Source organism: Corallococcus exercitus (assembly GCF_003611585.1).
Taxonomy (GTDB): domain Bacteria; phylum Myxococcota; class Myxococcia; order Myxococcales; family Myxococcaceae; genus Corallococcus; species Corallococcus exercitus.
Genome location: NZ_RAVW01000327.1, coordinates 1 through 11,288, shown reverse-complemented (window position 1 = coordinate 11,288; position 11,288 = coordinate 1). Strand labels below are relative to the sequence as shown.

Annotated in this window: 10 protein-coding genes; 3 read left to right on the top strand and 7 right to left on the bottom strand. The window is 71.4% G+C overall.

Going from position 1 to position 11,288, the window contains the following annotated elements:
* Nucleotides 1–53: 53 nt before the first annotated feature.
* Nucleotides 54–1,355 (bottom strand): hypothetical protein, encoded by a 1,302-nt coding sequence (locus D7W79_RS30685; protein ID WP_171435922.1) that lies wholly within the window; start codon nt 1,353–1,355, stop codon nt 54–56.
* A gap of 95 nt (nt 1,356–1,450) precedes the next feature.
* On the opposite strand from D7W79_RS30685, the gene D7W79_RS30680 reads away from it, so the two are divergent.
* Nucleotides 1,451–2,935, top strand: a complete 1,485-nt coding sequence (locus tag D7W79_RS30680; RefSeq protein WP_244222062.1) for a deoxyribodipyrimidine photo-lyase — start codon at nt 1,451–1,453, stop codon at nt 2,933–2,935.
* A 100-nt stretch (nt 2,936–3,035) separates the two neighbouring features.
* Nucleotides 3,036–3,359 (top strand): polyhydroxyalkanoic acid system family protein, encoded by a 324-nt coding sequence (locus tag D7W79_RS30675; RefSeq protein ID WP_120528923.1) that lies wholly within the window; start codon nt 3,036–3,038, stop codon nt 3,357–3,359.
* Between the two features lie 28 nt (nt 3,360–3,387).
* Here D7W79_RS30675 and D7W79_RS30670 read toward each other — a convergent pair whose 3' ends face one another.
* From D7W79_RS30670 to D7W79_RS30645, 6 genes are all read right to left on the bottom strand, one after another.
* A complete protein-coding gene (locus D7W79_RS30670) occupies nt 3,388–5,178 on the bottom strand; it encodes a protein-glutamate O-methyltransferase (protein ID WP_120528926.1) in 1,791 nt (596 codons plus the stop codon).
* Entirely contained in the window at nt 5,172–6,200 is a 1,029-nt protein-coding gene (locus D7W79_RS30665; RefSeq protein ID WP_120528922.1) for a chemotaxis protein CheB, read from the bottom strand. Before D7W79_RS30665 ends, D7W79_RS30670 begins: the two co-directional genes overlap by 7 nt.
* A gap of 10 nt (nt 6,201–6,210) precedes the next feature.
* Complete coding sequence (locus D7W79_RS30660) at nt 6,211–8,514, bottom strand: hybrid sensor histidine kinase/response regulator (protein ID WP_120528921.1); 2,304 nt, start codon at nt 8,512–8,514, stop codon at nt 6,211–6,213.
* A 62-nt stretch (nt 8,515–8,576) separates the two neighbouring features.
* Entirely contained in the window at nt 8,577–9,836 is a 1,260-nt protein-coding gene (locus D7W79_RS30655; protein ID WP_120528920.1) for a methyl-accepting chemotaxis protein, read from the bottom strand.
* A gap of 5 nt (nt 9,837–9,841) precedes the next feature.
* Nucleotides 9,842–10,258: a Frizzy aggregation protein FrzB gene (locus tag D7W79_RS30650; protein ID WP_244222061.1), complete on the bottom strand. Its 417-nt coding sequence runs from the start codon at nt 10,256–10,258 to the stop codon at nt 9,842–9,844.
* A complete protein-coding gene (locus D7W79_RS30645; RefSeq protein ID WP_120528919.1) occupies nt 10,255–10,737 on the bottom strand; it encodes a chemotaxis protein CheW in 483 nt (160 codons plus the stop codon). Before D7W79_RS30645 ends, D7W79_RS30650 begins: the two co-directional genes overlap by 4 nt.
* Nucleotides 10,738–10,916: 179 nt before the next feature.
* Between D7W79_RS30645 and D7W79_RS30640 the strand changes: the two genes are divergently transcribed.
* On the top strand, nt 10,917–11,288 hold a 372-nt coding region (locus D7W79_RS30640; protein ID WP_147442131.1), incomplete at its 3' end, for a response regulator.

Here is an 11,288-nt window from a genome sequence, read left to right as displayed (position 1 = left end):
ATGCCGCCCTCCCCCGCGTGCCATGACGCCTGCCCGCCCGTCCGCCAGGCCGTCTACCACCAGACGTTCTTGTAGGGCCGGTCCTTGGCCCCCGTCGAGCTGCGCACGGCGGACCGGTCCACGCTCTCCTCCCACAGCAGGCTCACGGTGGTGATGGCGCCCGCGGAGCCCAGGAAGGACAGCACGTAGGGGGTGGACTGGTTGAAGCCGCCCAGCACCAGGCCGGAGATGAGCAGCACCGCCGCGCCCACGCCTCCGCCGAAGAGGTCCGCGCGGAGGATCTGCGAGGACGTCGGGTTGTAGCGCATGGTCGCCAGGGCCAGCACGCCCGCGCCCACGCCCGGGGAGATGAGCAGCAGGTCCTTCCACGTCTTGCCGGAGATGGACGTGCCGGAGAAGTGCACGATGGCGAGGAACAGCGCGCTATACGCCGCCGCCCAGCCCGCGCCGGAGGCCACCAGCAGGCCGTCCGAGAGCGGCAGCTGCCCGCCGCCGATGCCCGCCGTCAGCCACGCGCCCAGCTCTGCGCCCAGGAACGCGGACCAGGTGAGCACGCCCGCGTCCTGGGTGAGGAGGTCCATGAACCCCGCGAGGAACATGCCGCCGATCCCCGAGTTGAGGACGGTGAAGTTCGCCATGGGCGTGTCCACCCAGTTGTTGAACTGCCACCACGCGGAGGCGCCGAAGCCCAGGCCCGCGCCGATGAGCGTGCCCGCGAGCATCGACTCGCGCGAGCTGCGGTCGAAGTTGAAGTCCTTGGAGAACGCCTGGGTGAAGAAGCCGCCCAGCGCGCCCAGGGCCGTGTGGTGCAGCACGAAGCGCATGCTGCCGGGACCGGAGAGAAACGGCCCCCGGCGGCGCTGGCCGTCCAGGAACACGCCGTTGTCCTCCGGCGGCGGGCGCAGGCGCGAGGCCGCGGTGGCGGTCTCGTCCCGCGTGGACTCCTGGCGCACGCCGGACGGGCCTTCCGTCAGCGGGGCCTGCGGCTCGGTGCGCAGGCGGTCCGGATCCGGCGGCGCGAGGGGCGCGTCGCTCGGGGGCGCCTGCGGGTCATCCGGGTTCGTGCGCGGCGCGGCCTGCGTGGGCGGATACGCGTCCGTATTCGACGGCTGCGCGGGCGACGGCTGGCCGTAGGCGTCGTTGGAGGGCGTCACGGGCCGCGGCTCCTCTTGCGGAGCGGCTTGCGGCTCGGCCTGCGAGGACGGCGCCGGGTACATGCCCGGCGCGGGCGGAGGCGGCGGCTGCGGCGCCGGGTACACGCCCGTGCCACCCGCCTGCGCGAGCGCAAGGCCCGGCAGCATCAGCGCGACCGCGAGGACGGTGACAGGGAGGTTCCAGGTTCGACGGTGTGACACGCGTAGGGCTCCTTGGGTCCGGCCGTCCGGCAGAAAACCACAACCCGTGCGGGCGTGTTGGTTTTCCGCCGCGCGTCGAAGATTCTCGCGGGCCCATGCCCGAAGGCCTCTCGTGGTCCGAACTCGGCGTCGACTCCGCGCGCATCCAGGCCGTGAACGACGCGCCCTTCCCCCAGGGACAGCGCGACTTCGTCCTCTACTGGTGCATGGTGAACCATCGCTGGGAGGAGAACCACGCGCTGGACGCGGCCATCGCGCTGGGCAACCACCTGGGCCTGCCCGTCGTCGTCTATCAGGCCATCCGTCCGGACTACCCCTACGCGTCTGAGCGGCTCCACGCGTGGGCGCTGGAGGGCATGGCGGACATGGCGAAGGGCTGCGCCGCGCGTGGCCTGCCGTACTGGCTGGAGCTGCCGCGCACGAAGAAGGAGCACCCGCCCCGGCTCGCGAGCCTGGGCAGGCGCGCGGCGGCCGTCGTGTCGGATCTGTTCCCCACGTACATCATCCCGGGCCACCTGCGCGGCGCGGCGAAGGCGCTGCGCGTGCCGCTCATCGCCGTGGACGCGTCCTGCGTGGTGCCCATGCAGCGCATCCCCGCGGCCCAGGTGGGCGCGTACGCGCTGCGCCCCAAGCTGCGCAAGCTATGGCCGGAGTACCTGGAGCGCACGCTGCCCAGGCGCAAGCCGCGCGTGTCCGGCGCGAAGCTCCAGCCGGACTTTGAACTCTCCGACGCGGTGAAGGCGCGGGCCGCGCTGGACACGTTCGCGCTGGATCATTCCGTGAAGCCCCTGGCCGAGCGCGGCGGCCGCAAGGCGGGCTTGAAGGCCCTGGACGCGTTCCTCCACGAGCGGCTGGAGGGCTACGACACCGGCCGGAATGATCCGGGCCTGGGCCAGCAGTCCAACCTGTCGCCCTTCTTCCACTGGGGCAACCTCTTCCCGGGAGAGGCGGCGCGCGCGGCCATCGCGGCGAAGGGCAAGGACCACCCGGCGGTGCAGGCCTTCGTGGAGGAGCTGCTCGTGCGCCGCGAGCTGGGCTTCAACTACTGCTTCCACACGCCCGGCCCGAAGCAGCTGAGCGTGGACTCCCTGCCCCCCTGGGCGCGCGAGACGCTCGCCCGGCACCGGAAGGATCCGCGCCCGCACCTCTACTCCTTCGAGGACCTGGATCAGGGCCGCACGCAGGACGCGCTCTGGAACGCGTCCCAGCGCGAGCTGCGGGAGCGCGGGCGGATCCACAACTACCTGCGCATGCTCTGGGGGAAGAAGATCCTGGAGTGGAGCCCCACGCCGGAGGAGGCGCTGACCCGCATCTCCCGGCTCAACGACACCTACGCGGTGGACGGGCGCGACCCCGCGAGCGTCTCCAACTTCATGTGGGTCCTGGGGCTGCACGACCGGCCCTTCCAGGAGCGCCCGGTGATTGGAAAGGTGCGGCCCATGAGTTCCCCGCGCACCGCGGAGAAGTTCGACCTGGGGCCGTATCTGGCGCGCTGGGGCACCCCGCCCGGGGCACCCGAGCCCGGCACCGAGCCCGCCCCGGTGAAGGCGGGGAAGCCCCGCCGCAAGGCCGCCCGGTAGGCCGCCGGTGGACATCCCCCCGAAGACGGCGGTTCCCTTTCCGGCCCGGTGTCACTAAACCGGGCGGACGCACCCTTTTCGCGGAAACAGGAGTCACGCCATGGGCATGTTGAAGTTCGAGGTCCCCCACAACCTTCCCAAGGACGAGGTCAAGAAGCGCGTCGAGCAGCTCCTGCAGTACTGGGGCAGCAAGTACGGCGTGAAGTCCGACTGGCAGGGCGACGAGGGCGCGAAGCTCGCCGGCAAGGTCATGGGCATCAACCTGGACGCCAGCTTCGTCATCACGGACAAGGCCGTGTCCGGTGAGGGCACCGACCCCGGCATGCTCCTGCGCAGCCAGGCGAAGACGTACCTGCAGAAGAAGTTCAGCGCGGTGCTGGATCCGTCCAAGAGCCTGGATCAGGTGAAGGGCAACCTGGACTGACGCGGCCCCCCGTGCGCCGGGCCTCTTTTCAGCCCGGCTGCTCCTCCAGCGCGGCCAGCGCATAGCGGGCCGCGCGGGAGATGGACTCCGCGGAGTCGAGCATCTCCGGGTAGTGCCCCGCCAACGGGCGCTGCGGATACTTCAGCTGCGCGACGGCGTTGCGGTAGCTGCGCCGGGCCGAATCAAAGTCCTGCGTGCGCTCCTGCACCTGGGCCAGCAGGTAGTGGCCGATGGCCAGCGTGGGCTCCAGGAACAGGGCCTTGGCCAGCTCGGAGCGCGCCTCGGCCAGACTCCCCGCCTGCATCGCCGCCACCCCGCCGAAGACGCGCGCCTCCACGCACAGCGGCTCGCGCTGGAGCGCCTGCGTGAACGTGTCGCGCGCCTCCTTGATGCGGCCGGTGAGCGAGTACAGGTTGCCCAGCGTCAGGAGCGCGTCCAGGTCGGAGGGCTCGTCCACCAGCAGGCGCTTCACGCCCTCGATGGCGCCAGGGAAGTCACCCTCTCCCATCTTCCGCACCGCCATGTTGAGGCGCTCCGCGGGCGGCAGCAGCTGCGGCCACGAACCGCTGGGGCGCGTGGGCGCTGGTTCCGCCAGGGGCCGCGACGAGGGCGGCTCCACGCGCACCGCCGCGAAGGTGCCGGTGGGCCGGTCCGCGGGACGGCGCGGAGGCTCCCCAGGACGCGTCGTTTCCGGGCGGATGGCGGGGAACTCGCCGGTGCGGGTCGGCTCCGTCCGGACCGCTGGGAACTCGCCGGTGCGGCGCCCCGCCAGCGGGCCCACCGCCGGCATTTCCGTGGTGGGCCGGCGCACGGGCACATCCGAAGTCCGGGCACCGGCCGCGTCGGGGGACGCGCCCGCCGTGCGCAGCTTCGCGGCGGTTTCCGCGTTGGCCTGCAGCCGCTGGCGCAGCTCCATGGCGAAGGACTCCGGGCTGCCCGGGCGCGGCTCCGTCGCCATGGGCGCGAGCGGCGGCGGCGGACGGGGGCGATCCCCCAGCGGGCGCCGGTACACGAACGCGCCGTCCACTTCGATCATCTCGAAGCGGTCGTAGACCTTGAACAGGCTCTCCGAGTACCCCAGGAACAACAACCCCCCCGGGCGCAGCGCCGCGAGGAAGCGGTCCATCAGCCCGCGGATGGTAGGCAGGTCGAAGTAGATGATGACGTTGCGGCAGAGGATGAGATCCAGCGACGCGGGCGCCACCTTGTCGAACACCGGCGCGGCCAAGTTCTGGCCATCGAAGCGGATGTACTCGCGCAGGATGGGCGACGCCTCGTAGCCGTCCTCCACCTGGCGGAAGAAGCGCTTCAGCCGCTCCGGGCCAATGGCCATCGCGCGCCGCGTGGAGAAGCGCCCCTGCCGCGCGGCCTCCACCGCGGCCAGGTTCAGGTCGGTGGCCCACAGGTCCACCTCCACCGACAGCGCGCCCAGCTCCGCCATCACCAGCGCCAGGCTGTAGGGCTCCTCGCCCGTGGCGCAGCCCGCGGACCAGATGGACACCTTGCGCATCTCGCGCCGCGCCTTCGCGAGCAGGTCCGGCAGCACGCTCTGCTCCAGCGCGCGGAACTGCTTCGCGTCGCGGAAGAACTCCGTGTGCCCCACCGTCACCAGCGGCAAGAGCGAGCGCAGCTCCTCCTCGCCGCTCGCGCTCATCAGCTTCTGCACGTACTTCTCCGGATCGCTCAGGCCCAGCGCGGGCATGCGCGTGGACAGCGCGAGCCTCAGGCTGTGGTAGCCATCCAGGGTGATCTTCAGCCCCGCGCGTTCCAGGAGGAGCGCGGACAGCTGCTGGAGCACCTTGTTGCCCACGTTCAGCACGCGTCCACCCACTGCACGAGCGTCGGTGCGATGACGTCCAGCGGCAGCACCTGCTGCGCCGCGCCCAGGAGCACCGCCTCGCGCGGCATGCCGTAGACGACGCACGTGGCCTCGTCCTGCGCGATGGTGCGCCCTCCCCGCTCGCGAATCTCCTTCAGCCCCCTGGCGCCGTCGCGGCCCATGCCCGTCAGGATGACGCCGATGCACCGCTTGCCGAAAGCCTCCCCGGCCGAAGTGAGCAGCATGTCACACGAGGGCCGGAAGCCCCGCAGGGCAGGGCCCGTATCCAATTCCAGACGGCCGTCCGGCTTCACCAGCAGATGTCCTCCCGATGGGGCGATGTACACCGTGCCCGGCTCCATCCACGCGTCGTGCGTCGCCTCGACGACGCGCAGCGCCGTCTCCGTGGACAGCCAGTGCGCCAGGCCTTCCGTGAAGCCCTGGCTGATGTGTTGACAGTAGGCGATGGGCGCGGGGAAGCCGCGCGGAATCATCCGCAGCACCTGCGCCACGGCCTTCGGCCCGCCCAGCGAGGCGGCCAGCGCCACCAGGGGGAACGGCGCGGTGGGCCCCTCCTGCGCCGGCCGCGACGGCTTGGGCGAGGAAGGCGGCGAGCGCACGCCCTTCACCTGCGACAGCATCACCAGCTTGCGGTTGACGGCGTGCCAGAAGTCCGGCCCCGGCGTCATGGGCCGGTCCATCACGTCCAGCGCACCCAGGGCCAGCGCCTGGAACGCCTGCTGTCCGGTGAGCACGCCCGGGTGCAGCGCGAGGATGGGCGTGGGGCGCATGGCCATGATGCGCTCGATGGCGCCCAGGGCCTCCGAGGAGATGAGGTCCACGAGGAGCACGTCCGGGAAGTGCCTGCGCACCACCCCTTCCGCGCCCACGAAGTCCGCCTCCGGCGGGCCTACGGCCACCAGCGACTCGCCGTCGAAGAGCCCGCGCACCAGCCCGCGCAGGCCCCGCCCCACCAGGAGTACCCGGAACGCGAGTCCCGTCACCGCCGTGCCGCCGCCCACGAGAGGCTCCTCAGGTCAGCCGATCGATGGACTGCGCCAGGATCTCCACCCCCAGCTCGCCCTTCACCAGGTACGCATCCGCGCCCGCATCCAGGCCGCGCCGCTTGTCCTCCGGCGACGCGAGCGACGACAGGATGATGACCGGAATGCGCGCCACGGCGGGCGTGCCCTTCAGCCGCCGCGTGAGGGAGAAGCCGTCCAGCTTCGGCATCTGCACGTCCGTGAGGATGAGGTCGTACGTGTTCGTCTGCACCTTCACGTACGCCTCCTCGCCGTCCTGGGCCTCCTCCACGGAGTGGCCCAGCGCCTTGACGAGCGCGCCTTCCGTCGCACGCGCGATGGGCGAGTCGTCCACCAGCAGCACGCGCAGCCGGCGGCTGGCGGGCGCCTGGGTGACGGGGCGGGCCATGCGGCGCACCTCCGTCATGATGTCCGGCACGTGCAGCAGCACCGCGATGCGCCCGTCCTCCAGCGCCGCCGTGCCCGCGATGAACGGCGCGCCCTTGAGGAACTCGCCGCCGCAGGGCTTCACCGCCACCTCGCGCTCGTCCACGAAGCCGTCCACCACCAGCGCGGCGTAGTCGTCGCCGTGGCGCACCACCACCGCGGGAGGCTTGTCGAAGCGGTTGCCGCCGTTGAGGCCCAACAGCGGCCCCAGCGCCACGAGCGCCGTGGGCTTGCCCCGGTGCCGCACCGCCAGCGTGCCGAAGACCTCCATGCGGTCATCCGGCTTGATGCGCATGACGGCCACCACGTCCGCGGCGGGCATGCCGTAGACGTCGTCGCCCAGGCGCACCAGCAGCACCTTCATGAGGGCCAGCGACTGCGGCAGGCGCAGCGTGATGGTGGTGCCGCGGCCCTGGCGGCTCTGCACGCCGACGGAGCCGCCCAGCGTCTCCACCTTGCGCTTCACCACGTCCATGCCCACGCCGCGGCCGGACAGCTCGCTGACCTGTTCGCGCGTGGAGAAGCCGGGGCGGAAGATGAGCTCGATGGCCTCGCGCTCCGACAGCGCGGCGGCCTGCACCGGCGACAGCAGACGCTTGTTGATGGCCACCTGCTTGAGCCGCTCGGTGTCCATGCCCCGGCCGTCGTCCTCCACCTCGATGTGGAGCATGTCGCCGTCCACGCGCACGCGGATGCGGATGCGGCCCGTGTCGGGCTTGCCCATCTGCTGGCGGAAGTCCGGGGACTCCAGGCCGTGGTCCACCGCGTTGCGCAACAGGTGCACCAGCGCGTCGCGCACGTCGGCCAGCATGGACCGGTCCACGCCGATGTCGGCGTTCTCGATGACCAGGTCCACTTCCTTGTTCTGCGTCTTCGCGATGTCGCGCACCGCGCGAGGGAACGCGTCGAACACGGTGGACAGCGGCACCAGGCGCGCCTCGGCCACGTGGTCCGCCAGCTGGGCCAGGTTGCCGTGCAGCGTGTTGATGCCGTCGCCGTTGCGGCGCACGAAGCGGAACGCGTCGTCGCGCAGCATGTGCAGGTCCGCCTCCGCGCGCTCCAGCTCCGTGCGGATGGCGTCCGGGACGTCCACCTCCTCGGAGATGCGCAGGAAGCGGTCGCCCAGGCGGCTGAAGCGCTCGAAGAGCTGCGCCGTCTCCCCGCTGCGAAGCCGGCCGCGAGCACTCTCCACCAGCAGGTCGCCGGCGAGCAGGCCCAGCGAGTCCAGCACCTCCACGTTCACGCGGATGCTGCGGTCCGCGATGGAGCTGGCCTTCGCGGCGCTGGGAGCCTCCTCCTCCTTCGCGGGAGGGTGCGGCGCGGCGGCCACGGGTTCCGGCGCGCGGGGCGTCGCCGGCACGGCCGGAGCCACGGGGGCCTGCGCCACGACGGGCGGAGCAGCGGCCGGAGCCACGGGAGCCTGCACCGCGGGCTTGGGCGGCGCGGCGGCGGGCTTGCGCACCGGGCCCAGCGCGGGCACCGGGTGGCCGGACACCTCCGACAGGGCCTTGACCATCTCCTCAGTGGTGCTCGAGCCGGTGTGGGCGGCGTCCAGGTCCTCGATGAGGTCCGACAGCACGTCGCATGCGCGGAGCATGACGTCGGTGGCGGTCTCGGTGGCCGTCTTGCCTTCGCGCTCGGCGCGCAGGACGTCCTCGGCGGCGTGCGCGAGCTGCCCGATGGCGGCCAGGCCCAGCATGCGGGCCTCGCCCTTCATCGTGTGCAGTTCGCGCGCGACGTCGTCCGCGGCCTGCTCCGCGGTCTCCTTCTCCAGGTCGATGACTCCCAGTTGGATCTTCTGGAGTCGGTCGGCCGTGACCTCCTGGAACTTCTTCAGGAGGGATTTCTTGAGGGCCTCGGTGTCCATGGGTCGCGGGCGTCAGGGCGCTTGCGGCGCCCCTCGACCCATTTCTCCCCTCAGGAGAACGCCTAGTCGGCCTTGAACCGCTTGATGAGCTCCGCGAGCCGGCTCGCGAGCTGGGTGAGCTCGGCGGCAGCCCCGGTGGCCTGCTTCGACGCCTGCGTCGTCTGGCGCGTCACGTCCTCGATCTCCGCCATGGACGCCACCACCTGCTCGGTGGCCGTGCGCTGCTGCTGGGTCGCCAGGTTGATGACCCGGGCCGCGTCGCTCGTCTCCTGCACGCCGGCGAGGATGCCTTCCACCGCCTGCGCCGCCACCGCGCCCAGCTTCTCGCCGGACTCCGTGGCGTGCTTGGACGCGTCCGCCGCGCCCGCGGCGGCCTGCGTGGCCTCGCGGATCTCGGTGATGAGGTTCTTGATCTCCTTGGTGGACTCCAGGACGTTCTCCGCCAGCCGGCGCATCTCCGCCGCGACGATGGAGAAGCCCTTGCCCGCCTCACCCGCGCGGCTGCCTTCCAGCGCCGCGTTGAGCGCCAGCAGGTCGGAGCGGTCGGCGATCTCGTCGATCACCTCCACCACCGTGCCGATGCGCTCCACGCGCTTGGACAGCTTGGAGATGGAGTCCGCCACCGCGACGCCGTCGCTGCGGATCTGCTGCATGGCCTGGATGAACTCGCCGATGGCGCCACGGCCCGCGCGGGCCGCGCCCAGCGTCTCCTCCGCCACGCGCGCCACGCTGCCCGCGTTCTCCGCGATCTGCGCGGAGGCGTGCTTCAGCTCCTCCATGGTCGCGGTCGTCTCGTGGATGGCCGCGGCCTGCTCGGTGGAGGACGTCTCGTGCTGCGTGGACGCCGCCAGCACCTGGTTGGCGGAGGACGACAGCCGCAGCGCGGCCTCGTTGATCTCCCGCACGAAGATGCGCAGCGTCTCGATGACCTTGCCGAAGCCCTCGAGGAGAGGCCCGAGCTGGGGGTCTTCGGTGGACGTGTTCCAGCGCGACAGGTCGCCCTCGCGCACCAGGATGATGAGCGAGTCGAGCGCCTGATCGATCTCCTGGGCCGCCACCTGCTTGCGGTGCTCGGCGGAGGAGAACTGCTCCAGCACCTGGTTGAGCAGGTGGCCGAAGCCGCTGGGGTCCGCCTGCACGCGGTCCGGAGGCACGCGCGCGTTCAGGTTGCCGGACAGCACCGACATCAGCGTGTCGGTGAAGGGCTTGAACGGATCCGCCACCGTGTTGGCGATGACGGACTCCGCGCCGGCCTTCACGCCCGGGGACTTCCTCGCGCCGCGGGACTTCGCGGGCTTCTCGTTGGGGCTCTCCAGGGACATGTGTGTCAGTGCCTTCCTTGCGTCTTCAAGGTTTCCGCCAAATCAATGAGCAACACGGGACGGCCGCCCTCTTCATCCAGGCAGACGCCCACCGCATACGAAGCCGCCGCGGCGGCGGCCGGCATGCGGCGCAGCCCGGCGAGCGGGATGGTGCGCACCCCGTTGACGCCGTCCACCTTCAGGTGGCCCTCGCCCTCGGGGGTGTCGAACACGATCGCCCGGTGCCCCTTGTGGGGCAGGCCCAGGTCGCGCACGGTCAAATCATCCGGGAGCGCGCGGTCGATGCGCAGCACGGACGACGCGTCCGTGCCGTACTCCGAATCACCAATCTGGAAGAAGAGGACGTCCACCTCTCCCAGGGCGCGCTCCGCGTCCCCGTCCAGCCCGGAGGCCGGCTCGTCGCGCAGGACGTTGCCGCTCATCGCACCACCGCGCGCTGACGGGCCGTCTGCAGCAGCTTGGAGAAGTTGAGCAGGTTGAGGCCGTCCGCCGGCCCCGCGCCCTGCACGACGCCCAGCAGGTGCTCCGCGGCCTGATCACCGCCCAGGGGCGGCGGCAGGATGTCCGCCACGGGGATGCGGCGCAGGCCGAGCACGGTGTCCGCAACCACGCCGGACACGTAGCTGCCGCTGACGCCCACGAAGATGCGGGTGCGCGGACCGATGCGCGCCTCGCCCTTGCTGAGGAAGCGCAGGAGGTCCACCACCGGCAGCACCTGGCCACGGTGGCCGGTGACGCCCAGGATGAAGGACGGCGTGCGCGGCAGCGGCGTGAGCAGCCCGGCGCGCAGCACCTCCAGCACGTTCTCACTGGGGACGCCGAAGCGCAGCTCGCCCACGCGGAAGCAGAAGAATTCCAGCTCCGGCCGGGCCTGGGCGGCCACCGTGCGGTCTGGCGCCATGCGCAAGGCGCGTTGGAGGGGGGAGGAGTTCGGGGTCAAGGCAGTGAAGTATCCAGGACCGGGAGAAAGGGGGTCAAGGGTCCATCGTCCGGACCGGACCGGCCGCCTGCTCTCCGTTTCGATGGTCCAACGTGACCCAAAGGTGTAGGGTTGTGCGCTGGGAGCCCCTGAGGAGGACGATGTCCCGCGTACTGGTCATTGACGACAGCCCCATGCTTCTGGAGCTCACGGTCCGGGCCCTGACGGCCGCCGGCTACGAGGCCAGTGGCGCGCAGGACTTGGCCACGCTCAACCAGAAGCTCACCGAGGGCCCGTTCGCGCTCATCCTCATGGACGTGAACATGCCGGAGATGTTCGGCGACGACGTCGTCGAGTACCTCCGCACCCAGAAGGGCGTCACCGCCAAGCTCGTCCTCTACTCCGACATCTCGGAGCAGGAGCTGGACGCGAAGACGAAGAACTCCGGCGCGGACGCCTACATCCTCAAGAGCGGAGGCCTGGAGGGCGTGCTGGGGGGCGTCATGGGCCTTATCGGCGCCCCGGCGTTGAAC

Bases quoted from the DNA above. Each gene is read 5' to 3' on its own strand.
- D7W79_RS30680 (WP_244222062.1), top strand. From the start codon at position 1,451: ATGCCCGAAGGCCTCTCGTGGTCCGAACTCGGCGTCGACTCCGCGCGC.
- D7W79_RS30675 (WP_120528923.1), top strand. From the start codon at position 3,036: ATGGGCATGTTGAAGTTCGAGGTCCCCCACAACCTTCCCAAGGACGAG.
- D7W79_RS30660 (WP_120528921.1), bottom strand. From the start codon at position 8,514: ATGGACACCGAGGCCCTCAAGAAATCCCTCCTGAAGAAGTTCCAGGAG.
- D7W79_RS30655 (WP_120528920.1), bottom strand. From the start codon at position 9,836: ATGTCCCTGGAGAGCCCCAACGAGAAGCCCGCGAAGTCCCGCGGCGCG.
- D7W79_RS30650 (WP_244222061.1), bottom strand. From the start codon at position 10,258: ATGAGCGGCAACGTCCTGCGCGACGAGCCGGCCTCCGGGCTGGACGGG.
- D7W79_RS30645 (WP_120528919.1), bottom strand. From the start codon at position 10,737: ATGGCGCCAGACCGCACGGTGGCCGCCCAGGCCCGGCCGGAGCTGGAA.